The organism is Desulfuribacillus stibiiarsenatis (assembly GCF_001742305.1).
Taxonomy (GTDB): domain Bacteria; phylum Bacillota; class Bacilli; order Desulfuribacillales; family Desulfuribacillaceae; genus Desulfuribacillus_A; species Desulfuribacillus_A stibiiarsenatis.
Map to the genome: position 1 here is coordinate 13,544 of NZ_MJAT01000006.1, position 26,146 is coordinate 39,689.

General features: G+C 37.5%; 27 protein-coding genes. 26 read left to right on the top strand and 1 reads right to left on the bottom strand.

All coding sequences use genetic code 11. The features are described 5' to 3' along the window. Positions 1-21 precede the first annotated feature (21 nt). The 14 genes from hemW (at position 22) to BHU72_RS04150 (ending at position 15,376) form a co-directional block, all read left to right on the top strand. Positions 22-1,191: a radical SAM family heme chaperone HemW gene (hemW, locus tag BHU72_RS04085; RefSeq protein WP_069701364.1), complete on the top strand. Its 1,170-nt coding sequence runs from the start codon at positions 22-24 to the stop codon at positions 1,189-1,191. Positions 1,192-1,377: 186 nt separating this feature from the next. Continuing rightward, a complete protein-coding gene (locus BHU72_RS04090; RefSeq protein ID WP_069701365.1) occupies positions 1,378-2,445 on the top strand; it encodes a Fe(3+) ABC transporter substrate-binding protein in 1,068 nt (355 codons plus the stop codon). A gap of 65 nt (positions 2,446-2,510) precedes the next feature. Further along, positions 2,511-4,169, top strand: coding sequence for an ABC transporter permease (locus BHU72_RS04095; RefSeq protein ID WP_069701366.1), 1,659 nt, complete (start codon positions 2,511-2,513; stop codon positions 4,167-4,169). After that, on the top strand, positions 4,169-4,843 hold the full coding sequence (locus BHU72_RS04100) for an ABC transporter ATP-binding protein (protein WP_069701367.1): 675 nt from the start codon (positions 4,169-4,171) through the stop codon (positions 4,841-4,843). Before BHU72_RS04095 ends, BHU72_RS04100 begins: the two co-directional genes overlap by 1 nt. A gap of 121 nt (positions 4,844-4,964) precedes the next feature. Next, the gene (gene hrcA, locus BHU72_RS04105; protein WP_069701368.1) at positions 4,965-6,005 is read left to right on the top strand and encodes a heat-inducible transcriptional repressor HrcA; all 1,041 of its coding nucleotides are present in this window, start codon (positions 4,965-4,967) and stop codon (positions 6,003-6,005) included. A 73-nt stretch (positions 6,006-6,078) separates the two neighbouring features. Continuing rightward, positions 6,079-6,645 carry a nucleotide exchange factor GrpE gene (gene grpE / locus BHU72_RS04110; RefSeq protein WP_069701369.1) on the top strand — a complete coding sequence of 189 codons (567 nt, stop codon included), beginning with the start codon at positions 6,079-6,081 and terminating at the stop codon, positions 6,643-6,645. A gap of 66 nt (positions 6,646-6,711) precedes the next feature. Next, positions 6,712-8,553 (top strand): molecular chaperone DnaK, encoded by a 1,842-nt coding sequence (gene dnaK, locus BHU72_RS04115; RefSeq protein WP_069701370.1) that lies wholly within the window; start codon positions 6,712-6,714, stop codon positions 8,551-8,553. Positions 8,554-8,630: 77 nt separating this feature from the next. After that, positions 8,631-9,764, top strand: a complete 1,134-nt coding sequence (dnaJ, locus tag BHU72_RS04120) for a molecular chaperone DnaJ (RefSeq protein ID WP_069701371.1) — start codon at positions 8,631-8,633, stop codon at positions 9,762-9,764. A 38-nt stretch (positions 9,765-9,802) separates the two neighbouring features. Then, complete coding sequence (prmA, locus tag BHU72_RS04125; protein WP_069701372.1) at positions 9,803-10,750, top strand: 50S ribosomal protein L11 methyltransferase; 948 nt, start codon at positions 9,803-9,805, stop codon at positions 10,748-10,750. Between the two features lie 2 nt (positions 10,751-10,752). Then, positions 10,753-11,508 (top strand): 16S rRNA (uracil(1498)-N(3))-methyltransferase, encoded by a 756-nt coding sequence (locus BHU72_RS04130; RefSeq protein WP_069701373.1) that lies wholly within the window; start codon positions 10,753-10,755, stop codon positions 11,506-11,508. 2 nt (positions 11,509-11,510) lie between these two features. Beyond that, a complete protein-coding gene (gene mtaB, locus BHU72_RS04135; RefSeq protein WP_069701374.1) occupies positions 11,511-12,824 on the top strand; it encodes a tRNA (N(6)-L-threonylcarbamoyladenosine(37)-C(2))-methylthiotransferase MtaB in 1,314 nt (437 codons plus the stop codon). 16 nt (positions 12,825-12,840) lie between these two features. Next, a complete protein-coding gene (deoC, locus tag BHU72_RS04140; RefSeq protein WP_069701375.1) occupies positions 12,841-13,500 on the top strand; it encodes a deoxyribose-phosphate aldolase in 660 nt (219 codons plus the stop codon). A 186-nt stretch (positions 13,501-13,686) separates the two neighbouring features. Next, positions 13,687-14,700: a 4Fe-4S dicluster domain-containing protein gene (locus BHU72_RS04145; RefSeq protein WP_069701376.1), complete on the top strand. Its 1,014-nt coding sequence runs from the start codon at positions 13,687-13,689 to the stop codon at positions 14,698-14,700. Beyond that, complete coding sequence (locus BHU72_RS04150; RefSeq protein WP_141709246.1) at positions 14,690-15,376, top strand: formate dehydrogenase subunit gamma; 687 nt, start codon at positions 14,690-14,692, stop codon at positions 15,374-15,376. Before BHU72_RS04145 ends, BHU72_RS04150 begins: the two co-directional genes overlap by 11 nt. Here the strand turns inward: BHU72_RS04150 and BHU72_RS04155 are convergent. Then, positions 15,363-16,286 carry a Na/Pi cotransporter family protein gene (locus BHU72_RS04155; protein WP_069701378.1) on the bottom strand — a complete coding sequence of 308 codons (924 nt, stop codon included), beginning with the start codon at positions 16,284-16,286 and terminating at the stop codon, positions 15,363-15,365. The genes BHU72_RS04150 and BHU72_RS04155 overlap by 14 nt on opposite strands. A gap of 89 nt (positions 16,287-16,375) precedes the next feature. On the opposite strand from BHU72_RS04155, the gene BHU72_RS04160 reads away from it, so the two are divergent. The 12 genes from BHU72_RS04160 to BHU72_RS04215 all read left to right on the top strand — a co-directional run bounded on the left by BHU72_RS04160 (position 16,376) and on the right by BHU72_RS04215 (position 26,110). Then, positions 16,376-16,723, top strand: coding sequence for a histidine triad nucleotide-binding protein (locus tag BHU72_RS04160; protein WP_069701379.1), 348 nt, complete (start codon positions 16,376-16,378; stop codon positions 16,721-16,723). An 83-nt stretch (positions 16,724-16,806) separates the two neighbouring features. Beyond that, the gene (gene rpsU, locus BHU72_RS04165; protein WP_069701380.1) at positions 16,807-16,980 is read left to right on the top strand and encodes a 30S ribosomal protein S21; all 174 of its coding nucleotides are present in this window, start codon (positions 16,807-16,809) and stop codon (positions 16,978-16,980) included. A gap of 11 nt (positions 16,981-16,991) precedes the next feature. Continuing rightward, positions 16,992-17,435 (top strand): GatB/YqeY domain-containing protein, encoded by a 444-nt coding sequence (locus tag BHU72_RS04170; protein ID WP_069701381.1) that lies wholly within the window; start codon positions 16,992-16,994, stop codon positions 17,433-17,435. Between the two features lie 238 nt (positions 17,436-17,673). Next, entirely contained in the window at positions 17,674-18,882 is a 1,209-nt protein-coding gene (locus BHU72_RS04175; protein ID WP_436796449.1) for an NfeD family protein, read from the top strand. A 65-nt stretch (positions 18,883-18,947) separates the two neighbouring features. Further along, positions 18,948-19,925 carry a flotillin-like protein FloA gene (gene floA / locus BHU72_RS04180; RefSeq protein WP_436796450.1) on the top strand — a complete coding sequence of 326 codons (978 nt, stop codon included), beginning with the start codon at positions 18,948-18,950 and terminating at the stop codon, positions 19,923-19,925. Positions 19,926-19,933: 8 nt separating this feature from the next. Continuing rightward, positions 19,934-20,437 carry a hypothetical protein gene (locus BHU72_RS04185; RefSeq protein ID WP_069701384.1) on the top strand — a complete coding sequence of 168 codons (504 nt, stop codon included), beginning with the start codon at positions 19,934-19,936 and terminating at the stop codon, positions 20,435-20,437. Positions 20,438-20,553: 116 nt separating this feature from the next. Continuing rightward, entirely contained in the window at positions 20,554-20,889 is a 336-nt protein-coding gene (gene yqfC, locus BHU72_RS04190; RefSeq protein WP_069701385.1) for a sporulation protein YqfC, read from the top strand. Further along, positions 20,886-22,115, top strand: coding sequence for a sporulation protein YqfD (locus BHU72_RS04195; protein WP_069701386.1), 1,230 nt, complete (start codon positions 20,886-20,888; stop codon positions 22,113-22,115). Before yqfC ends, BHU72_RS04195 begins: the two co-directional genes overlap by 4 nt. Positions 22,116-22,130: 15 nt before the next feature. Next, on the top strand, positions 22,131-23,105 hold the full coding sequence (locus BHU72_RS04200) for a PhoH family protein (RefSeq protein WP_069701387.1): 975 nt from the start codon (positions 22,131-22,133) through the stop codon (positions 23,103-23,105). Positions 23,106-23,128: 23 nt separating this feature from the next. After that, a complete protein-coding gene (locus tag BHU72_RS04205) occupies positions 23,129-25,279 on the top strand; it encodes an HD family phosphohydrolase (protein WP_069701388.1) in 2,151 nt (716 codons plus the stop codon). After that, positions 25,269-25,730 carry an rRNA maturation RNase YbeY gene (gene ybeY, locus BHU72_RS04210; RefSeq protein WP_069701389.1) on the top strand — a complete coding sequence of 154 codons (462 nt, stop codon included), beginning with the start codon at positions 25,269-25,271 and terminating at the stop codon, positions 25,728-25,730. The genes BHU72_RS04205 and ybeY overlap by 11 nt, the downstream gene beginning before the upstream one ends. After that, a complete protein-coding gene (locus BHU72_RS04215) occupies positions 25,727-26,110 on the top strand; it encodes a cytidine deaminase (protein ID WP_069701390.1) in 384 nt (127 codons plus the stop codon). Before ybeY ends, BHU72_RS04215 begins: the two co-directional genes overlap by 4 nt. Positions 26,111-26,146: the final 36 nt, after the last annotated feature.

Consider the following 26,146-nt stretch of genomic DNA (forward strand, 5'->3'; position numbering starts at 1 on the left):
GTAAGTTTGGAGGGAAAGATTATGAAAATCAATGACGCATCTTTATATATTCATATCCCTTATTGTGTTCAGAAGTGTCAATATTGTGATTTTGCCTCCTACGTAGGAAAAAACAATACGATTAATACTTATATTCATGCTATAGAGAATGAAATAGCTGAGTTCATGCAAGTGATTGACACCGTTTCACTTCGAACGATTTTTATCGGCGGTGGGACACCGACAATATTAAGTGCGCAGCAGTTGGAGCGGTTATTTTCATCAATTCATAAACATTTTCATTTGCACCCGCTCATTGAGTTCACCGTAGAAGCAAATCCTGGTACGATTACCGATGAAAAATTAGAAGTCATGAAACGCTATGCAGTAAACCGAATCAGTATGGGTGTTCAATCCATGCAACAACAGGAATTAAACCTTCTAGGGCGCATACATACTGTTGAGGATGTGTGCGATACAGTGGAACGATTACATTCGTATCAATTGGATAATTGGAATATCGATTTAATGTATGGGATTCCAGGTCAAACGTTAGAAAGCTGGAAAAGCACTTTAGAACAGGCGATAGACTTAGCGCCACAGCACATTTCAACCTATAGCTTAAAAATCGAAGAAGATACGCCATTCTACCATAAATATCATCAAGGGAAGTTACCCTTGCCAGACGAAGACGAAGTAGTTGCTATGTATCAACATGCGATAGATATGCTTCCACAATATAAATTTATGCATTATGAAATCAGCAATTTTGCTAAAGGGAACAATCAATCGCAACACAATTTACAGTATTGGAGAAACCACAATTATATTGGTCTTGGAGTCAGTGCGGCTAGTTATATTTCGAACATTCGATACACGAACCCTGCAACGATAGATCAATATATTGAAAAGTATCAAAATAAGCCTGATTCTAATACATGGATTCAATTATTAAAAAATAAAATAGATACTCAATCCTGTAGTAAAAGTTGTCAAATGGAAGACTTCGTAATGCTGGGATTACGTACTATGGATGGTATTAGCGTATCTGATTTCTGGGAACGATATTTAGTGAAATTTGATAATATTTTTGGGAGTGCGGTGCACAAGCTTATAACAGAAAATCTAATAGAACGCACAAAGTCAGGATATAAACTTACAAATAGAGGGATTTTATTTGCAAATGATGTAATTGAAGCTTTCTTTGAGTAATATAATCGGAATACATGAGATTAGGGTCAGAATTCTCGCGTATTCTTTTTTTTACTTACTCATGATACTGATTTTCATTATATCTATTGACGTGAGAGTAATTATCATATAGATTAACATTAACCACACAGCAATAATGATTATCGATTGCGTGTAGCGATATAATTAGGGGAGGAAATACAGAGAATGAAGAAATCACTAAAAGTTATGGCATTAACGATGCTAACGGCATCACTACTTGTTACAGGATGTGGCAAAACGACAACAACACAAACACCGCCTGTAGAGGAATCTAAGAGTGCTGGAGTAGTAAATCTGTACACAAGTAGACACTACGAATCAGACCGTCAACTATATGATGCATTTACTGAACAAACAGGTATAGTAGTAAATGTTGTGGAAGGTAAAGGAGACGAGTTACTTGAGCGTCTGAAAACGGAAGCGGATCAAACAGAAGCAGATTTATTCTTAACGGCGGATGCTGGTAATATGCATGTTGCAAGTGAAGCTGGTCTATTTCAACCAGTGAATAATGATGTAATTTTTGCAAACATTCCTGATAAATACCGTGCAGATAACAACGAATGGTTTGGTATAGCGAAGAGAGCACGTGTTATTGTATATGCTAAAGACCGTGTAAATCCAGCGGATTTATCCACATACGAAGCTTTAACAGAACCACAATGGAAGGGTAAAGTAGTTGCACGTACATCAACTAACATGTATAACATGTCTCTATTAGCTTCATTTATTGAAGTCAAAGGAGAGCAAGCATCGTTAGATTGGGCTAAAGGGTTAGTGGCGAATTTCGCTAGAGATCCTAAAGGTAATGACCGCGATCAAGCGAAGGCAATCGTTGCTGGAGAAGCAGATGTAACAATCATGAATACGTACTATATTGGTGCAATGTTGAACTCTAAGGATACAGAAGAAGTAAAAGTAGCCGAATCAGTGGGCATTTTCTTCCCGAACCAAGATACGACTGGTACGCATGTGAATATTAGTGGTATCGGAGTAACTAAACACGCTAAAAATGTAGAAAATGCAACTAAATTCATTGAGTTCTTATCAAGTGAGCAAGCTCAACAGCAATTTGCAAGTACTAACCACGAATATCCAGTAAACCCGAAAGTAGAGCCTAGTGATTATATTAAATCATGGGGTACTTTTAAAGAGCAAAATATAGATTTATCTGCACTTGGTAAAAACCAACAACAAGCAATTAAATTATTTGACCAAGCAGGTTGGAAATAGTAAATTCAATAAGAGCCGTATCTCTGAAAAGTGATACGGTTTTTACTCATCAAGGATGTGAAAAAATGATAGCATTGCGAAAGTTAAATCTATGGAAACGATTACGCCATCATCTTAATATCTGGGCTGTTTTAAGTCTAATAAGTATCATTATCATCATAGTACCCAGTCTATTGATTGCGATAGAATTCTTCGCGGAGCCAAATCATAATTGGACCCATATAAAAGAATACCTATTACAGGAGTATATCTATAATTCGATAGTTTTACTTTTGTTTACAGCATTGGCTACAATAGTCATTGGTGTCAGTTTGGCATGGTTGGTTACGATGTATAAATTTCCACTTCGGAACATATTGAAATGGGGACTCATTTTACCTTTGGCAATTCCGCCGTATATAGGCGCTTACACATATCATGGAATCTTCAATTATACTGGTATAGTTCAAGTAAATCTACGTAATACCTTTGAAATAACAGTGAATCAAAGCTACTTTAATATAATGACTATTCCTGGAGCAATCTTTATTTTTACGATTTTCTTATATCCTTATGTATATACCATTACAAGAAGTTTCTATCAATTCCAATCATCTTCATTGATAGAGAACGCCAGACTGCTAGGGAGCAATTCTATAGAGACTTTCTTTAGAATTGGATTGCCGATTTCACGGGTTGCAATTGTTGGCAGTGTAACACTTGTAGTCCTAGAAGTATTAAACGACTACGGTGTAGCAAGCTATTTTGGAATCCAAACGTTTAGTACTGCAATTTTTAGGACTTGGTACGGAATGCAAGACATCGATTCAGCATTGAAACTTGCGGGAGCATTAATGTTGATTGTTATATTGATATTGATTTTGGAGAAATTTTTGCGAGGAAGAAAAAGATATAGCTTTTCATCTACTAAAGTAAGACCAATTCAACCACAGCAATTAAAGGGTTGGAAGGCATTTTTAGTATTTTTCTATTGCTTTGGGGTTTTCGTAATCGCCTGTATAATACCAATCCTACAGCTATTACAATGGGCTTATATTACCTACGAGAAGATATACAGTAATGAGTTCATTAACCTAATCTATCAATCTATTTTAGTTGCTTCCATAGCATCTTCTATCATAGTACTTGGTTCATTGGTTATCGCGAATTATACGAGGTTATATCGAGGGGCGTTAACCAAGATAATATCAAGGGTTACTACGCTTGGATACTCAATACCTGGTGCAGCTATTGCAATTGCTGTGATTACGGTTTTTTTAGCAATTGACCGATATCTGACATCAATCTCAGATATATTGAGTGTGGATCCGATATTTGTATTCCGTACGAGTTTAGTGATGCTAATAGTAGCTTATATTATTCGATTTTTAGCGATTGGATATAACTCCATAGAATCAGGCTTTGAAAAGGTTGGGAATACGTTTACAGAGGCTTCTAGGATGCTTGGATATTCGACGGTAAAAACGTTCTTTAAGATAGATATACCGCTTGTACGTGGAGCAATCTTTAGTGGTTTCATTTTAGTTTTTGTAGACATATTAAAGGAATTACCATTAACATTGTTTTTACAGCCATTTAATTTTGCAACTTTGGCTACCCAAGCATTCAAATATGCCAATGATGAGATGGTTCACGAAGCTGCGTTGGCATCCCTATTAATTATCTTCATCAGCGGAATTAGCATCTACTTCTTCCATAGAATACTAGATAAGGAGCCAAGATAATGTATGTGCAAATAAAACAGGCAACTTTTCAATATGATAATGCAAAAGAAATGACAATTAAAGATTTTTCTCTAGAGATTGCCAAAGGCGAGATTATCTCTATTTTAGGTGATAGTGGCAGTGGAAAAAGCACAATGCTGAGAATTATGGCGGGCTTAGAAGTTCCTACTGGAGGCACAATGCTTGTCAATGGCAAAATTATGTTTAATGATCACCACTTCGTAGCTCCTGAAAACCGCGGGATTGGAATGGTATTTCAGGATTACGCATTGTTCCCTCATATGACGGTAGGTAAGAATATCCAATATGGATTAAGGAAGATAAGTAAAGAGCAAAAGCAACAAAGACTAAATGAAATGCTAGCGCTGGTTAATTTAACAGACTTTAGAGATCGCTATCCCTATGAATTAAGTGGTGGACAGCAACAACGAGTAGCATTAGCCAGGGCATTAGCACCATCTCCATCTTTGTTAATTTTTGATGAGCCTTTTAGTAACCTTGATGCAAAAATACAAGTTCAAATTCGTGATGATTTAAGAAAAATATTAAAGCAAACAGGTATTACATCTATTTTTGTGACTCATGATCAAAAAGATGCGAAGGCTCTTGCTGATCGAATTGTCTTCTTGAATAACGGTATTGTAGAAAGGATTATAACACCCGACAAAATATAGGTTGGGTGTTTTCTTTCAATTTTTTACACCTTATATGTTGACAAAGGTCAATTTTTTTTGTATTTTTTTATTAAAGGTTTAGCACTCATTAGAGGAGAGTGCTAACAGGAGGTATAAAACAATGCTGACAGATCGACAGAAGCTTATATTGAAAACTATCATCGATGATTATGTCCGTTCTGCAGAGCCAGTAGGTTCTCGAATCATAGCAAAAAAGGACAAAATCAATTACAGTTCAGCTACTATTCGTAATGAGATGTCCGACTTAGAAGAACTTGGATATCTTGAACAACCACATACTTCCGCGGGCAGAGTGCCATCACAAAAAGGTTATCGTTTTTATGTAGATTATCTGATTGAGCCTACTACGATGAATCACGTGGAAATTGAGAATGTTCGGGACATACTGTTCAAAAGAAAAGCAGAAGCCGAGGAAGTCATCCGTAACACAGCGAACATTTTAGCCGATCTGACGAACTATACATCCATAGTTTTAGGACCTGAAGTGTTTAAGGCGAAGTTAAGGAGTATACAGCTTATACCTATTAGTCAAGCCTCTTGTGTTGCAATTGTTGTCACGGATACTGGTCATGTCGAGAATAAAGTTGTTGCGATACCACCTGATTTACCAATTTACGAACTAGAAAAATTGACGAAAATCTTAAATGCTAAGCTTCAAGGGGTTCCTCTATATAAGCTTTCCCAATCAATTTATAACGAAGTGTTAGTAGAGTTAAGAAAAAACATGGAACAATTCGAACACGCGATGGAGTTTGTAGAAGGAATTGTTACACAAACCACTCATCAAAAAGATAATCGAGATTTCTTTTTGAGAGGAACCACCCACATTTTAAACCAGCCTGAATTTAAAGATATTGACACTGTAAGGAAATTCTTTAATTTATTTGAACAAAATGGGGTTATTGTTGATTTATTCTCCAATCAAACGAGTTCTATTGAAGTGAAAATTGGTCAGGAGAACCAAGTAGAAGACGCTAAAAATTGCACCATTATTACAGCGAACTATGTGATAAACGGAAAGCCAATTGGATCCATCGGCGTCATAGGTCCTACTAGATTAGATTATCCGAAGCTTATTACCCTCATTGATTATGTGGCAAAGGATTTATCCCAAGCTCTGAATCAATTGAATAAAGAATAAAAGCAGCTCCAAATGTGAATGATGTTAGAGGTTTATTATGTATGAAGACTGGCTAGTAAATGGAGGTTTACGGATGAAACAAAAAAACAATGAAAGTACCAAATCAGAAGAAGTAGTAGAAGTAAGCAATCTAGAAGAAACTTGCGTTCAAGAAGAATGTGAATCATGTGTAGATGGCACACAAGATTTAGATGAAAATCAAAAGAATATTTTACAATTAGAAGAGAAGTTACAGCAGCAAGAAGATCGTTATCTACGTCTTCAAGCAGATTTTGATAACTTCCGCAGAAGAACGCAAAAGGATCAATTACAAGTGATTACACGGGCAAATAAAGAGTTAATACTCTCAATTCTGCCAATCATAGATAATCTGGAACGTGCTATTAGCTCAAGTGAAAGCTTAGATAGCCCGTTTACTAAAGGGGTGGATATGGTTTACAAGCAGTTGCTTGAAGAATTGAAAAAACAAGGCGTCAAGGTTATAGAGGCAGTAGATAAAGAATTTGATCCGCATTTCCATCAGGCAGTAGCTCAAGAGCCTTCGGATAAACCTTCTAACATTGTTTTAGAAGAATATCAGAAAGGTTACATGCTTCATGAGGATGTTCTAAGACCTACAATGGTGAAAGTAAGTCAGTAATATAGTATCGCAAGCATATTTAAAAGAAAGAATAAAAAACTATTGAAACATTAGGAGGAAGAAACTATGAGTAAAGTAATTGGAATAGATTTAGGAACAACGAATTCATGTGTTGCTGTAATGGAAGGTGGAGAAGCAGTAGTTATTGCGAATGCAGAGGGGAATAGAACAACTCCTTCGGTAGTTGCATTTGGAAAAGATGGAGAACGCATTGTTGGGGAAACAGCAAAGCGTCAAGCAATTACAAACCCGAATACGATTCAATCGATTAAAAGATACATGGGTACTGACCATAAAGAAACAATTGATGGAACTGATTACAATCCACAACAGATTTCTGCGATGATTCTTCAAAAGTTAAAGGCGGATGCAGAGGCTTACATAGGAAGTAAAGTAGATAAAGCCGTTATTACTGTACCTGCGTACTTTAATGATGCTCAGAGACAAGCAACAAAAGATGCAGGTAAAATTGCTGGTCTAGAGGTTCTTCGTATTATTAACGAACCAACTGCTGCAGCGTTAGCATATGGATTAGAAAAAAATGATGATCAAGTAATACTAGTCTATGACCTAGGTGGAGGAACTTTCGACGTATCTATCTTAGAGCTTGGTGACGGAGTATTTGAAGTAAAAGCTACCAGCGGAAATAATAAGCTTGGTGGTGACGATTTTGACCAGAAAATCATTGATCATCTTGTCAGTGAGTTCAAGAAAGAAAGTGGAATTGACTTAAGCAAGGATAAAATGGCATTACAAAGACTAAAAGATGCTGCTGAGAAAGCAAAGAAGGAACTTTCAGGTGTTGCTTCTACACAGATTTCTTTGCCATTCATTACAGCGGATGCAACGGGCCCTAAGCACTTAGAGTTGAATTTAACGAGAGCTAAGTTTAATGAGATTACAGCAGATTTAGTAGAAAAGACATTAGAGCCTACAAGAAACGCATTAAGAGATTCAGGTCTTTCTGCTAGCCAAATAGACAAAGTAATCTTAGTTGGGGGTTCTACAAGAATTCCAGCAGTACAAGAAGCGATTAAGAATCTCATTGGTAAGGAACCACACAAAGGTGTAAACCCAGATGAGGTAGTTGCACTTGGTGCTGCTATTCAAGCGGGAGTATTAACAGGGGATGTTAAGGACGTTGTATTACTAGACGTTACACCTCTATCTTTAGGTATTGAGACTCTTGGTGGTGTATTCACAAAGCTTATTGAGAGAAATACGACTATCCCAACAACAAAATCACAAGTATTCTCTACTGCTGCTGATAATCAAACTTCTGTAGATATTCACGTTCTACAAGGGGAAAGAGAAATGGCTGCATACAATAAGACGTTAGGTAGATTCCAATTAACAGATTTACCACCTGCTCCACGTGGAATTCCACAAATCGAAGTATCATTTGATATCGATGCGAATGGTATTGTAAACGTTTCTGCGAAAGACTTAGGAACTGGTAAGATACAGAAAATTACAATCACTTCAAGTGGTGGCTTAACTGACGAAGAAATTGAAAAAATGGTAAAAGAAGCAGAGGCGAACGCAGAAGATGATAAGAAGCGCCGTCAAGAAATCGATTTAAGAAATGAAGCTGATTCAATGGTTTATACGACTGAAAAGACATTGAAAGAGCTTGGAGATAAAGTAGAACAAGAGTCTATTGATAAAGCAAATGCAGCGAAGGATGAATTGAAGAAGGCATTAGAAGGTAATGACTTTGAAGTCATCAAGAAAGCGAAAGAAGATTTAGAGAAGATAGTTCAGGAACTTTCCATGAAGTTGTATGAACAGGCTGCAAAGGCGGCTCAAGAACAACAAGGTGGAGATCAAGCAAGCCAAGCATCTCAAGATGATAATGTCGTAGATGCAGATTACGAAGAAATAAAAGATGACGAAAACAAGAAGTAATTATATAATCTTTAAATGATTATACAAAGCCAAGGTCCCCCCTTGGCTTTGTTGTAATATAGAATTGAGGTGTCCTGATGAGTAAAAGAGACTTTTATGAAATACTAGGCGTTGGAAAAGAAGCTAGTGCTGATGAAATTAAAAAGGCGTATCGTCAACTTGCTAGGAAATTACATCCGGATGTAAATAAAGATGATCCTAATGCAGAAGAAAAATTTAAAGAAACTAAAGAAGCCTATGATGTTTTATCAAATCCAGACAAGAGAGCTCAATATGATCGTTTTGGTCATGCAGGAGCGCAAGGACAAGGTTTTGGTGGTTTTGGCGGGTTTGATGAAGGTGATTTCTCAGGTGGCTTTAGCGATATTTTTGACATGTTTTTCGGAGGTGGAGGCGGTGGTGGTCAAAGGGCAAGTAACAGACCACGTCGTGGATCAGACTTACGATATGATTTAAGCATCACGTTTAAAGAGGCAATGAGTGGTAAAGAAGTTGAGTTGAAGCTTCCGAAACAAGAGAATTGTACAGCTTGTGATGGTACTGGTGCAGCCTCTAAGGATGACATAGAGACATGTAATGTATGTAAAGGCACTGGGCAAGAAGAAACAATGCAAAACACACCATTTGGTAGAATCGTGAATCGTCGTGTGTGTAGTGCGTGTCAAGGTCAAGGGAAACGTATTAAGAAGGTTTGTCCAGAATGTAAGGGACAAGGGAAGATTCGCAAAACTAAAACAATCAAGATTAATATCCCAGCGGGCGTAGATACAGGCGCTAAGATTCGTGTAGCTGGAGAAGGTGAACCAGGAGATAATGGTGGACCACAAGGCGATTTATTTATCTTTATTACTGTAAAACCGCATGAGTTTTTTGAACGTAATGGGGATGATATATATTGTGAAGTACCGATTACTTTTGCTCAAGCTACTTTAGGTGACGAGATAGAAGTGCCAACAATCGAAGGAAAAGTCAGATTAAAAATACCAGAAGGTACACAGACTGGCAAAATGTTCAGAATTAAAGGCAAAGGTGCTCCGAGGCTGAGGGGATATGGCAATGGCGACCAATTCGTGAAAGCTGTTGTAGTTACGCCAACCAATCTAACGCAAAAGCAGAAAGACCTTCTTAAGGAATTTGCCGACATTGGTGGCGACGACACATATAGCCAATCAAAATCCTTTTTTCAACGTGTAAAGGATGCTTTTAAATAACAAATTTTAAATAATTTTAGTAGCGAGAGGTGTAACTGTTGACGAATCTATGGTCAGAAATTTGTATTCATACTAATCATGAAGCAGTAGATGCTATTACCAATCTTCTTCATGAGTTGGGCGCAGGCGGTGTGGTGATTGAAGATTCATTATTATTAAATAAGGATTGGGATACATCCCTTGGAGAAATGTACCATTTGTCTCCAGATGATTTTCCTACAGAAGGAGTAAACGTAAAAGCGTATCTCCCTGTGAATAGTTTTCTTGTTGAGACAATTGAACAAATTCGTGAATCCTTAAATAATTTTAATCAATACGACATCGACATTAGTCCTGGAACTTTGACTGTTGCTGAAATGAACGAGGAAGATTGGGCTTCTTCATGGAAACAGTACTACAAGCCTGTAGCGATTACAGACAGAATCACAATTACACCTTCTTGGGAATCTTATGAAAAAAGAGAAGACGAATTAGTTATTGAGTTAGATCCTGGAATGGCTTTCGGAACTGGCACTCATCCAACTACGAGATTATGTATTACGGCTCTAGAGAAATATATGAAAGTGAATGACTTTGTATATGATGTAGGTTGTGGTTCTGGAGTATTATCTATAGTGGCAGCTAAATTAGGAGCGAGTAATGTGCTTGCCTTTGATTTAGATGAACTGGCAGTTCAAATCACCAAGGCCAATGCGGAAGTTAATCAAGTACAAGATATTGTTCAGGCAAAACAAAATAATTTACTTGATGGTATAGAGAAACCAGCAAACATCATAGTCGCGAATATTATTGCAGAGATTATTGTTCGTTTCGCCCCAGATATACCAAAACTATTAACGAGTGATGGATTCTTTATTGCTTCCGGAATTATATCGTTAAAAGAGCAAGAAGTAGTTGACGCTCTTCAATCAGTAGGCCTAGAGATTATCGAAACTATCTACGAAGGTGATTGGCTGTCCATTGTAGCCAAGCAGAGTAGCGTATAGTTATGCAAAGATATTTCATAGATCCTAGTCAAGTGCAAGGACAGTCGATTGCTATTGAAGGCGACGACGCCAAACATATCGCCAAAGTATTACGTTATCAAATTGGTGATCAAGTGATTTGTTCCGATAATACTGGAAACAATTATATATGTGAGATATCTAGAATTGATGCGAAGACGATACATCTTCGCATTATTTCTAGTCATTTACCGTGTAATGAACCAGAAATATTTGTCACCTTGTACCAAGGAATGACGAAAGCTGATAAAATGGAATGGATTATTCAAAAAGGCACGGAAATTGGCGTTTCGGCATTCGTGCCCGTAGAAATGAAACGTTCGATTGCAAAATGGGAATCTGATAGGGAATCCAAGAAGATAGACAGATGGCGAAAAATTGCCAAGGAAGCAGCGGAGCAAGCGCATCGTAGTAAGATACCAGATGTGCAAGCACCGATTCGATTCAAGGAGTTATTAAAACTATCGACTGCCGATTCATCCACATTAACACTACTTGCATATGAGAAAAGTGAGCATAATCAAGGTTTGCTTTCTTTATTAAAAGAATATCCAGAAGTGAAGAAGATTGCATTGATTGTTGGCCCAGAAGGCGGCATCAGTGAAGAAGAATTACAAGAAGCCTTACAATGTGGAATCCAAGCTATTAATTTAGGACCGCGTGTTTTAAGGACTGAAACTGCAGGTATGGTAGCTGCTTCAGGTATCTTGTTTTTTCATCAAGAATTAGGAGAGAAGTAAAGATGAAAGTTGCTTTCCATACATTAGGTTGCAAAGTAAATCAATACGAAACGGCAGCCATTGAACAGATTTTTACAGATGCCAGCTATGAAATCATTGATTTTAAAGAGACTGCGGATGTATATGTTATTAACACTTGTACGGTAACGAATTTAGGACAGCGAAAATCTAGACAAATGATACGTCGGGCGATTCAAAATAATCCGAACGCGATTATTGTGGTCACTGGTTGTTATGCGCAAACAGCACCTGGAGAGGTGTTAGAGATTTTTGGAGTGGATTTGGTAATAGGCACACAAGACAGACAAAACATCTTACAATACGTAAATCAGCTATTAGAAGAACGGAAACCTATTAATGCTGTTTCTGATATTATGCAGCAAAAAGATTTTGAAGATATCAGTGCTCCTTTTTTTGGTGAGCGAACTAGAGCTACACTCAAAATTCAAGAAGGATGTACGGAATTTTGTTCTTACTGCATAATACCGTATGCGAGGGGATCAATACGCAGTCGTAAACTTTCTAGTATTATTGAGCAGGCAGAATTAATAGTTCGACAAGGATACAAAGAAATTGTGCTAGCAGGAATACATTTAGGCGCCTACGGTAAAGATCAAGAGGATATACAACTGACAGATGTATTACAAGCACTTAAGGATGTTCAGGGACTTGAGAGAATCCGAATTAGCTCAATTGAAGCCACTGAAGTCGACGACCGTCTTTTAGAAATTATGAGTAGCTCTGACAAGTTTTGCAGGCATCTTCATTTACCCCTACAAGCGGCTACTAATGAAATCCTTGGCAAAATGAATCGAAAATACTCCGTAGAGCAATATGCTAATATTGTAGCAAACATTCGAAAACGCATACCAGAAATTGCAATCACAACCGATATCATCGTCGGTTTCCCAGGTGAGACAGAAGAATTATTTGATGAAGGTATACAATGGGTAGAGAAAATTTCATTTTCTGACATGCATATCTTTAAATATTCCAAGCGAACAGGAACGCCAGCTGCGGAAATGGAGAACCAGGTACTTAATACTGATAAAGAGAAACGTAGTCAAAGATTGAATCAGCTTGCGAAACAAATGAAACATGAATACAATCAAAAATTTCTTGGCAAATCGCTTCCTGTGATTATTGAACAACCATGGGGTCAAAGGCAAAACGAAGCATTACAATTGTTTGAAGGGTATTCCGATAATTATATAAAAATCGTAGTAGAGGCGACCCCGCAAGAGATTGGTACAATGGTGTCTGTAAAAGTTGACGATATTGGTACAGAGTACTGTTTTGGTAAGATAGAGAAATAGGAAGTAGGAAGAATTTATGAATCAGTCAGCGATTACAAATTATATAGACCATACGAAATTACATCCAACGACTTCTAGGGAAGATGTCATTCAACTATGCAAGGAAGCGATTGACCACAACTTTGCTGCGGTCTGTATTAATCCTTGCTTTGTCTCACTAGCGGCTAAAGAGCTAGGCCAGAGTATTGTTAAAGTGTGTACGGTTGTTGGGTTTCCTTTAGGGGCTAATACCTCGGAAGCCAAAGCATACGAGACTGAATTAGCAGTACAACAAGGTGCAACCGAAATTGATATGGTGATCAATATTGATGCATTAAAACAAAATGATTATGAATATGTAAAAAAAGACATACAAGCTGTAGTAGAGGCTTCGAGAGACCATGCGATAGTGAAAGTCATCATTGAAACCTGTTATTTATCAAATGAAGAGATTGTTAAAGCCTGTGAATTAGCTTTAGAAGCTAAAGCGCATTATGTGAAGACTTCTACAGGTTTCGGTAGCGCAGGGGCTAAAGTAGAAGATATAGAGCTAATGAGACACACTGTTGGAGACTTAATGGGTGTTAAGGCTTCTGGAGGTATTAAAGATTTAAATACTGCATTAGCAATGATTAGAGCTGGTGCAAGCAGAATTGGCACTAGTTCTGGAATTATCATAAGTACAACACATAACTAAATACTATAACCTTAAGGCGAATCATGGTCTTAAGGTTTTTTTTATTAAAATATTTTAATAACAATTAAATAGGCATTTAATTTGCATCATTCTCTTGTTAGGAATTAGAAGCATTGACTGATGAACAATTAAGCAATATTATATACATATAGGGGTATAAGTATAATTAAAAAGGAGAGATAAAAATTGAATGCTAAAGTAAATAGAAGGACATTTCTCGATCGTTCTATAAAGGCGGTAGGTATTACATCAATTGCGATTGCGGGGTTGCCAAAAAATATAGAAGCATCAACTACCCATCAAGGAAAACAATATGGAACAATGATTGATTTAACGCTTTGTGATGGTTGCCCACATCTGGATACACCGGCATGTGTAGCTTCTTGTCGAGATAAAAATAGCGAACATTATCCAAATCCTGTAAAGGATATACCGAACTATTGGCCAAGAAAGAATCATGAGGATTGGTCAGGTAAAAAGGATCTAACATCTCGTTTAACACCTTACAATTGGACGTATGTGCAGAAAGTAATAGTAGAAGATCAGGGAAACCAACACGAACTATTTATCCAGCGTCGTTGTATGCATTGTGATAACCCAGCATGTGCAAATTTGTGTCCTTTTGGTGTTCATAATAAAACTCCAGAAGGAGCAGTAGTAATTGATCGGGATTACTGTATGGGTGGTGCGAAATGTCGTGATGTTTGTCCATGGGGAATTCCTCAGCGTCAAGCAGGGGTTGGTTTATATATGAAGATCCTACCTGATTATGCTGGTGGTGGTGTGATGTACAAATGCGATTTTTGTCACGATTTATTAAAAGAAGGAAAGCTCCCAGCATGTCAAAATGCATGTCCTAAAAATGCAATTAAAGTTGGAGAAAAAGAGGAAATGCTAATGGCTGCTAAATCTAGAGTCCAAGAAATTCATGGCTATCTTTATGGGGAGCATGAAAATGGCGGAACCTCAACCTATTATGTATCTCCCGTCTCATTTGATAAAATCAACCATGCCTTGATTGAACAGAACGTAGTTGATGGCAAGCTTGGTGCGCCACATATGGAACCAGAAGTGAAGAATATGTTAGATACCACTAAGGGGTATGCAACTAGCGTGCTTGTCGCACCAATAGCAGGGATATTCGCTGCAGGAGTATTAGCCCATAAAACTATGAAAGGTGGAAATGACAATGAACAATAAAATCCTTCGTCATAGTAATGCTGTTAGAGTCATTCATTGGTTAACGGCAATATCCATCTTTCTTTTGATTTTCTCAGGAATCGGGCAAATGCCAATGTATAAGCGATATATGCTCAGTGAAGTAATCGGTATGGGTTGGACAGCTGACTATCAGGTCACTCTCGTTATTCATTATATTGCCTCTGTAATTCTAGTAACTGCAGTAGCATTTCATCTCTACTATCATTTTTTGCGCAAGGAATTCAACTTGATTCCAAAGCGTGGAGATATAAGGGAGTCAATACAAATTATTAAAGCAATGTTTGGCAAAGGTGAAGAACCGCCATCTGAGAAATATCTTGCAGAACAACGCATTGCATACTTATATATTGCTTTTAGTGTTGGTTTGCTAATTATAACTGGTTTTGTGAAAGTGATTAAGAATTTTGCGTTTTTCTCAATTTCCGAAACTACCATGATTGTCATTACATTACTGCATAACATAGGAATGGTGTTGATTATGATAGGCATCATTGCGCATGTTGCTGCATTTGCGATTAAGGCAAATCGACCGTTAGTCAAAACAATGTTCACTGGATATGTGGATGAAGATTATGTAAAACATAGACATAGTCTCTGGTATCAACAAATGAACTCTAAACAGGATGATAAAGACCAACAGTCTATCTCCAGTTAAGGCGTTCTAACCAACGTAGATTGTGATGAATCATAGGATAGAAAATTGCGATTGTTAGTAGATTAAATAATACTTGAGAATGGGCAATTTGCTGACTTGGGCTCGAAGAAATAAGTGTGATAATGTCCGTAATAATAGCTACACAAGGTAATAATAGTACAACACTCAGAAAATTTACGAGAATATGATAAGCCATTATTTTCTTTGCATGGACAGAGGCACCTATGGCAGCGATGATTGCTGTCATACAGGTGCCTATATTACTTCCGTAGACAATCAAGATACCAGATAGTAAAGTTATCACATTTGATTCAACTAACGACATAGCAAACGCAGTGGCGGCTGTACTACTTTGTACAATCGCTGTAAATATAATTCCAAACATTAACGCATAAACACTATTGGAAGAATTGTGGAAAGGGACAACTAGCCAATCAAAATTGGTTATGACGGACGCATTCTGCTTCATGAAATAAAAACCTATAAATATGAGCGCGAGCCCAAAAGTTACAGTACCAAGAAGTCTATATCTAGGGATAACAAAACTACAGCATGTAAAAAGCAAACATATAAGAATCCAAGTGGTATCAGTCATTGCAATTAGTTCCAGAGTGAGGGTAGTACCAAGATTAGCACCTAATACTATCGCAATTCCATTGGCTAGAGGAAGTACACCAATGCTTACGAAATTGATGATTAACACGAGAACAACACTACTACTTTGCAAGATGGCTGTTAATAGGACCCCTAACATTAAGCCTTTGATTGGTGAATTTGAAAGCTTTGATAATAGATTTTTAGTATGGCTATGTAAAAGTAAGCACAGAGCCCATCGCATAACGAAAAGCCCACATAAGAAACAAGTCAAACCGACAAAAAGTAATATGATTCCTGCGAACATACTTGACATTTGGACACTCCTAAATTGTTATTAATGGTATTTTTTTTTTGAATATGGTACTATTACATTTAAAGCTTTATGTGAAAAGAGGTGTACAAATGTCTACGGATTGTATTTTTTGCAAGATTATAGAGGGGCAAATACCAAGTAAAAAAGTGTATGAGGATGATATGGTATACGCTTTTCATGACATATCTCCAGCTGCTCCTGTACATATTCTGTTGATTCCTAAGAAACATATAAGCTCTGCAATGGAACTAGAGCTTGCAGATATGGAATATGTAAAGCAAATTCATCTAGCTGCACAGAAAATAGCTAAGCAATTAGGAATTGATGAGAAAGGCTTTAGAATCGTAAATAATTGCGGTAAAGATGGTGGTCAGACAGTTTCCCATCTTCATTATCACCTTTTAGGAGGACGTAATTTAAATTGGCCTCCAGGTTAATCTTGACCTGAAATCTCATGTATAATATAATGACTTTTGATGGGCTATGTTTTTGTTACAGTCATTGGAGGGAGGGAAAGTATATGTCAGAAGTAAATGTACGTAAAAATGAAACATTAGATAGTGCACTTCGAAGATTTAAACGCTCTTGCTCTAAAGACGGGGTAATCGCTGAATTGAAAAAGCGTAAGCATTACGAAAAGCCGAGTGTAAAACGTAAAAAGAAATCTGAAGCTGCTCGTAAGCGCAAATTCTAGGGGGTATCGAATTGAGTCTAAAAGAAAGACTTAGTGATGATATGAAACTTGCTATGAAAGAAAAAAACAAGTTTCGTCTCTCTGTAATTCGCATGGTTCGTTCAGCTATTCAAAACGTTGAGATTGACAAGAAGGCTGAATTATCGGATGACGAAGTGCTTGTAGTTCTTAATCGCGAAATTAAGCAACGCAAAGATTCCCTCCATGAGTTTACTAAAGCCAATCGAGAAGATTTAGCAACAAAAGCAGCACAGGAAATAGATATTTTAATGGAATATATGCCAAAACAGCTCACTGAACAAGAACTTGAGCTTATAGTACAAGAGGCTGTTTCAGAAACTGGCGCTACATCAAAAAAAGATATGGGCAAAGTCATGCAATATCTTTTAAATAAAGTTCAAGGACGTGCTGATGGTAAACTTGTCAATCAGATCGTTCAGAAGCACTTAAATTAAAATCAAAAGTGGCCGGAAGGCCACTTTTTTGATTGCTTTATTTCTTAATGTTTAGTTAATTTGATTTTATATAAAAATTAGTGGTAGAATTTAGTTACTATGTAGGAAGGGAGGGAAACTTCTGAAACGAAAATATACAACGAGAAGAATTACATTACTGATAACCTTATGCTTATTATTTACTTCTTTATGTATTTCTAGTGTAGCCGGAGAATCTGGGAAAGATATTATTTATGTCATTCCAATGGAGAGTTCCATCGAAAAGGGACTTAGCGTCTACTTGAAGCGTGCATTAGATGATGCAGTGCAACAAGGTGCTTCAGTAGTCGTTATCGAAATGAACACCCTAGGTGGCAGCGTTGACGCAGCATTAGAAATTGGAAGAGATTTACGATCCTATCAAATTCCAATTATTACATATGTCACGGGAACGGCTACTTCGGCGGGAGCTTACATTGCTCTCAATACTCCGATGATTGCAATGTCACCTGGAAGTTCTATCGGTGCGGCTGAACCGCGTATTATTACAGGGCAAGAAACAGACCCTAAGTACGTTGCATTTTGGCGCTCAGAGATGGAGGCTGCTGCAGATGCCTTTGGAAGAGACCCGCAGATTGCTGCGGCAATGGCTGATCGCTCCATTGCCATCGATGGAATCATTAAAGAGGGAGAAATTCTTTCTTTATCTGCACAACGCGCGACAGAAATGGGTATATCAGATGGAGTGTTTGCGAACCGTAATCTAATGCTTGAGCATTATGGATATGAAGGTGTGACCATTCATAGTGAGATTACGATTGCTGAACGGTTAGCGCGATTTATTACCCAACCTTATGCCATTCCTATCTTATTAACAATAGCGTTTGTGGGAATCGCAATAGAGTTTTTAGTCCCTGGATTTGGTCTGCCGGGCTTAGTAGGGATATCCGCTCTGTTATTGTTCTTTTTCGGACATATTGTTGCAGGATTTGCAGGGTATGAAGTATTAATATTATTTGTCATAGGTGTCATTTTACTAAGTATAGAATTTTTTGCTCCGGGGTTTGGCATCTTTGGAATTTCGGGTGTTGGGGCAATTATCGCTGCCATAATAATCGCGGCCCATGATACAACTCTGGGAATCACATCATTATTTATTGCATTTGCGATTACTATTGTTATTAGTGTTATTTTAGTTCGTTTCTTTGGCTACCGCGGAGTATGGAATAAGATAATTCTAAGTGAAACCCAACAAAACGAAAGTGGCTATATTGCTCATCAAAATAGTAATCAACTGTTAGGTCAGACTGGGCTTGCTGTTACGCCTTTACGCCCAGCAGGGACGATGGAAATAGGCGACACAAGAATTGATGTAATCAGCCAAGGGAGTTTCATAGACCGTGGCAAGACAGTAAAAATTGTCAAGATTGAAGGAACAAGGGTGATTGTAAGAGAAATACAAGATTAAAATTAATATTAAATACAAGATTAAACGTAAAGGGGTGTTGAAATTTGGATCCAGCAGTAATCACGATGTTAATTTTTATATTTCTATTTATCATTGGGGTGTATGTTCTACTAACGATTATTCCGGTAATGCTATGGATTTCCGCTTGGGCTTCAGGCGTGCGCGTTGGGATTATGACATTAGTTGGTATGAGACTGAGACGTGTTACTCCAGCTCGTATTGTAAATCCACTGATTAAAGCAACAAAAGCTGGTATCGCATTAGATACGAATATGTTAGAAGGTCACTATTTAGCGGGTGGTAACGTTGACCGCGTAGTGAACGCATTGATTGCAGCTCAACGAGCTGATATTCCACTGCCGTTTGAAAGAGCTGCAGCTATTGATTTAGCTGGAAGAAATGTACTGGAAGCTGTACAGATGAGTGTTAACCCGAAGGTAATAGAGACGCCTGTAGTATCAGCTGTTGCTGCAGATGGGATTGAAGTGAGAGTAAGGGCAAGAATTACTGTGCGTGCTAACATTGATAGACTTGTCGGTGGTGCTGGCGAAGAGACAATCATAGCACGTGTTGGTGAAGGGATTGTAACGACAGTTGGTTCAGCGAAGAATCATAAAGAAGTGTTGGAGAATCCAGACAATATCTCAAGCACTGTACTCAATCGAGGATTAGATGCAGGAACTGCCTTTGAGATTCTATCGATTGATATAGCGGACGTAGATGTAGGCAAGAACATCGGTGCAATGCTACAAACAGACCAAGCGGAAGCAGATAAGAAAATTGCTCAGGCAAAGGCTGAAGAGCGTAGGGCTATGGCTGTAGCGAGAGAGCAGGAGATGACTGCTTTTGTCGAGGAAATGCGTGCGAAGGTTGTGGAAGCAGAGGCGGAGGTGCCAAAGGCAATGGCGGAAGCTCTACGAGCAGGCAAACTAGGAGTTATGGATTACATGAACATCCAAAATATATTAGCGGATACTGATATGCGCCAAAGCTTAGCGAAAACGGATACAGTTAAACGAGATAGCATTTCTGATAAAAAATAGGTGCGAATATGGAAGGTATAATTGTTCTAATCGTCCTTTTCAGTATTGTTCAGAAAATTGCAGAGAAACTTAAAGAATATCGTGAGAATAAAACAGGAGAACAAATCCGCAGGAATCCTGTTGAGGATATTGCATATGATCATGAGCAAGCTAGACAGGGTCAACATACGAAGAGTGATAATAACACTTCGTATAATCCATACGATCCGTTTAGTAACTGGGAAGAAATATTATTCCCACAACAACAACAAGAGACAACTCAAAATTCTATAGATTTACAGTACGTTGAACCAGTGAAAATCACGAGACCTAAGAAAAAAGAAGCTAGAGAAGTACCGATATTAGAAATTCATCGTGAGACTCCCAATGTTAATGACCGAAAGAAGAAACTGATGATGGACCAAGAATCACTCCGACAAGGAGTTCTATGGTCAGAAATTTTAGGATCTCCTAAAAGTAATCCAGCTTGGCGTCAGCGATATAATTTACAAAGAAGCAAGCAGAGAGGGTAACTTCTCTGGTTGTTTTTTTATTTATGCATGTCAACTTTTCAATACTTTTCAACATAATGAACGTAACGATTGCATAAAGTGTAAAGATGAAATTAGCCTCCACAGGGGGAAAACCTATGATAAAAAAGAAGAGACAAAGAACAAATGTAAAAGGCATTCAATACAAACTGAAAAATCAAATAGCAAACGCATTAGACCTACCTAAGGATTTGATTTTTGATTTACCTAGGGTCACGTTGATTGGGAATATGCAATTGTATATTGAGAATCATATTGGGCTCTTAGAATTCGGACAGAACAAAATTCGATTAAATACAAAACAAGGTGAGATCATTGTGCATGGTAATGACTTAGTCATTCGGGGAGTTATGACGAAAGAAATTTTCATAGAAGGTGTAATTGTAGAGATTAAGTGGAAATCGAATGATGGTAATACGGAGGGAGATTTATGATTGCGAACTGGCTTAGAAACACCTTTTATGGAGCTATAAAGGTAGAAGTTACAGGGAAATTATTATCTGTACTATTAAATCAATTAAATCGATCAGGGATTCCTTTGCTAAATGTAAAGCGTAAGTCCGTAGAGTCCATCACCTTTATTATTAATATCCAACATTTTGAAACCTTGCGAACGATGGTCAAAAATACAGAATCAAAAATTAAGATTGTAAGAAAAATTGGTATCCCATTTTATAATTGGAGATTAAAAAGAAGGTACATGTTCACATTTGGATTTGTATTTTTTTTACTTTTTATTTGGACAATGTCTAACGTATTATGGGATATTGAAATTGTTGGGAATAATGGGAAGAGCTTACCCTATGAAAATGAAAAAATAATTCGCGAAGAGTTGGAAAACACAGGCATACGACCTGGTGTATGGAAGGGTAAGCTAGCTGAAAAAGATATGATTCAAAGTTACATGCGCGAAACGTTACAAGATCGATATGTATGGATAGGCATGGAAATTCGCGGTACTAAGATGCTGATAATAGCTGTACCGTTTGCTAAGCCACCTTTACAAGAAAAACTAGCACCATCGAATATCGTTGCAACGAAGCAAGCTGTAATACGGAATATATTAGTGCATGATGGTGTTGCAATGGTGAAAGCAGGAAAGAAAGTTGTTCCAGGTGAGGTACTAATATCCGGTATTGTAGGAGCAGGAAAAATTATCCCGGCAAAGGGTGTCGTAGAAGGTATTGTTTGGTATACTGTAGAAGTAAATGTCCCACTGCAACGAGAAGTAGAGACATACACTGGGGAGTCAAAGAAGAAATATAGGCTTGTTTTGGGAAACCGAGAGCTTCCATTGTACTTGCCAAGTAGTTTAGAAGTATTGCAAGCAGGTCATGATCTTAAAACGGTTATAAGAGCATTAAGTTGGAGATCCTTGCAATTTCCAATCCAATTACATGTGGATACGTATTTTGAGACAAAAACACAGATAATAAAACTAGATGAACAAGAAGCTAAGAATACAGCTCTGGCCAAGGCTAGTCAAAAAATTAAAGAACAAACAGATTATCTAGAAGTTGTGTCAGAAACAATAATGAAATACAATATGGATAGTGAACAAGTATATCTTAAATTGTTAGCGGAAGTCGTTGAAGATATTACAGCTAGAAAAACTATCACTGAACAGGACATTCTTGAGCATTTTCCAAAACCTGACTAAGGAGTGAAAGATTTTTTGAGTGAACATATTACGCTAAAAATCGAATTAGGTAACATAGATGAGACCAATAGCCTCTTTGGGCCAAATGATCAATTTTTAAAGGAAATTGAGAAACATTTTCCTGTGAAAATTGTTACTCGTGGTGGCGTCATTTCAATTATTGGGGAACCCGATGTAGCAAAGAAAGTACAAAGTGTAATATTAGACTTACAAGAATTAATTGCATCTAAGCATGAAGTGCAAATTCGCGATGTAATTTATACCATCCAAATGCAGAATCAAAATCAAGATGATCCTCAAAAAACAAACATTGCACAGATTTTAAATGAAGAGATTGCGAAAACCCTTAAAGGTCGAGCAATCAAAGTGAAAACTGTTGGGCAAAAGGAATATATTCAACAAATCAAATCGAAAGATATCGTGTTTGGTGTGGGTCCGGCCGGAAGTGGAAAGACTTTTCTTGCTGTAGTAATGGCAGTAAATGCACTGAAAAACAATGAAGTAAAGAAAATTATCCTAACAAGACCTGCCGTTGAAGCTGGGGAACAATTAGGTTTTCTACCAGGTGATTTACAAGAAAAGGTTGATCCTTATTTACGTCCGTTATACGATGCTTTGACTGAAATGCTTGGTTTAGAGACTATGCAGAAGTTTATCGAAAGAGGTACCATTGAGATTGCACCGCTTGCGTTTATGCGTGGACGAACGCTAAATGACTCTTTCGTCATATTGGACGAAGCGCAGAATTCAACAATTGAGCAAATGAAAATGTTTTTAACAAGATTGGGATTCGGTTCGAAAATGGTTGTCACGGGAGACGTTACACAGATAGACTTACCAAAAGGTAAAACATCTGGATTAAACCATGCAGTGAAAACCCTTCAACACATTCCAGACATTGGCTTCACATTCCTAAAAGAAGTAGACATAGTAAGACATCAACTTGTTCAAAAGATTGTAAAAGCATATGAGGCACCTCCAGAGACTTAGATATGAGAGGATGAACACTTGGGATGGGGAATTTACTCTTACGAACTTGGAAACATAACGTTCAAAAGTACAAGCTTCAAGAGAACATCTACGTGCGTTATTTTTTATGCGCACTTTTAGTGGTTGTTCTCTTTTTTATATTGCTTAGTGGAACATCAACGGTGTATTATGACCTGAAAGTTAACGATAGAAGCCCAGAAGACATAATTGCGAATCGTACATCAGTCGATGTAGTTGCTACAGAAAATGCTAAGAAAGATGCTCGAGAAGCAGTAGATGACATCTACCGCTTAGATCATACTATACTTGAGAAAGTGCGAATCGATATCGATCAATTGTTTTTTGATGTAAAAAGACTTGCAGGCGAAGATATCAGTCAGACGGTCAAAATTAATTCTCTTCAAGAGCGAAGTGAAGTAAACTTACCTGAGGAAGTGTATTATAAATTATTATTGACTGAAATAGAAATTCTTGAACAGATTCGCACACATGTACGAAATATTACGATTCACGTGATGGAGAACGGTATTACACAAAATGAATTGAAAAATGCTAGAGCTTTAGCAGATGATTTAATCATTGGCTTAGACGCTAGCAAAGATGAACGTTTTATCATCCGCGAAATTGTCCAGAATTCAATTACTGCTAATATGTTCTTTGATGAAAGGGCTACCATAGAAAAAAGGCTGAAACAGGAAGAGCTAGTATCCGATTTGATGATTCCTAAAAACACGTTAATCGTGAGGAAAGGGGATATCATCACAGATGATATTTATTCAAGGCTCAATTCTCTAAATCTTTTAGAAGAGCGTCTAAAATATGTAGATTGGGCAGGTATATTCATTTTATCGATGTTGACATTGCTTGGTTTAATTATGTATTTGAAGGCATACAAACCTGAAATCCTTCAAGATAATTATATACTAGCTCTATTGATATTAATCTGGATAATGACCTTAGTAGTCATCAAATGTATTCATTTTACTGTTGGAGTCATTGATTACTCTTCCGTCGGATATTTGGTGCCAGTTGCTATGAGTACTATGCTCATTACAATATTAATTAGTTCGCGCGTTGCCGTTTTTTCGACTGTTATGTTCAGTATTTTTGTGAGTTTTGTGTTTCAGCCAGATCAAGCAGCTTTATTCGATTATAGATTCGGTGTTGTGAGTTTAGTCTCAGGTTTTACAGGTGTATTTAGTGTTTCGAAGATGACACATCGTTCCGCGATTATGAGAGCAGGAGTTATTATTGCAGTTACTAACGTGATTGCGATATCTTCACTGCACTTACTAACGGTTGACTTTGTACCACCGGTATTAAGTTTGAATTTGCTGTTTGGAGTTATTAATGGCTTATTATCATCTGTATTAACAATAGGTATATTACCATTTTTAGAGAGTACGTTTGGCATCTTATCTTCTGTAAGGTTATTGGAATTATCAAATCCTAATCATCCATTACTACGGAAGCTACTTGTGGAAGCCCCTGGAACCTATCATCACAGTGTGATAGTTGGCAATCTAGCAGAGGCAGCAGCTGAAGCAGTGGATGGAGATCCATTACTCGCAAGAGTAGGTGCTTACTACCATGATATTGGAAAAACGAAACGCCCGTATATGTTTATTGAAAACCAAATTAACAAAGAAAATCCTCATGATAAAATAGCACCGAGCTTAAGTACGTTAATTATTACATCACATCCTAAGGATGGATTGGAACTAGCGGAAGCTCATAACTTGCCGAAAAAAATATGTGAGATCATATACCAGCATCATGGCACAAGTATGTTGAATTTCTTCTATAACAAAGCGAAAGAAAGTGAGAAAAGCGAAGCAAATGCTGCGGATTTTCGTTATCAATGTAAGAAGCCACAGTCTAAGGAAGCTGCGATTGTGATGGTCGCCGATGCTGTGGAGGCAGCGGTTCGCGCAATGTCCAAGCCTACACCAGTAAGAATCGAAAGTATGATTCGTAAAATAATGAAAGAAAAATTAGAAGATGGGCAATTTGATGAATGTGATTTAACATTCAAGGATTTAGATAAGATGGTATATTCGTTCTTGCATGTATTAAATGGTATATTTCATGCTCGTATAGAATATCCAACGGAAGATAAGGAGTTACCAACGAAATTAGAATCGCAAAAGGAGAGCTTTGTTCATGGCCTTTGAGTTTGAGTGGATTAACGAACATCCTACGAAAGAAGTATCGATAGAATTGCAAGATCAACTAGCTCGTTGCATATCGGCATTAAGTGATAAATTTGAAGATAATACAGGTGAATTCAGTATTATGATTGTCGATGAGCAACGTATTCATGAAATGAATCTGGAGTATCGAGGAAAGGACCAACCAACGGACGTAATATCTTTCGCTCTTAATGATAATATTGAAGAGACTGGTGAGGACGAGCAGTTGGCATATTACCTAGGCGATGTAGTGATATGCCTCGACATTGCAGAAAAGCAAGCGCACGAATATGGTCATTCTTTACATCGTGAATTGTGTTTTTTGGCGGTTCACGGCTTACTACATCTTCTTGGATATGACCATGAGACGGAGGTAGAGGAAAAGGAAATGTTTGATTTGCAAGAAGAAGTTTTACAGGAGCAAGGGTTATGAGAAAACAAGAATTAATCCAGGCTGCTCTAGAGGCAATGGAAAAAGCATATGCTCCATATAGTAAATTTTCGGTGGGAGCGGCAATTTTAACTGCGAAAGGCAATATTTACAAAGGGTGTAATATCGAGAATGCGTCCTATGGATTAACGAATTGTGCTGAAAGAACGGCTATATTTAAAGCGGTGTCTGAAGGTGAGCGTGAGGTCGTGGCGGTATCGGTTGCTGGAGCCACTGAAGAACCAATATCACCTTGTGGAGCATGTCGGCAGGTTTTGGTAGAGTTTTGCAAACCAGAGACTCCAGTATATTTGACGAATGTTAAAGGAGATGTTTTAGAAACTACGGTTGCAGGATTGTTACCTTATGCTTTTAAGTTATAGTGCCATTGTTTTTTGACATTTTTCACTTCATTTATT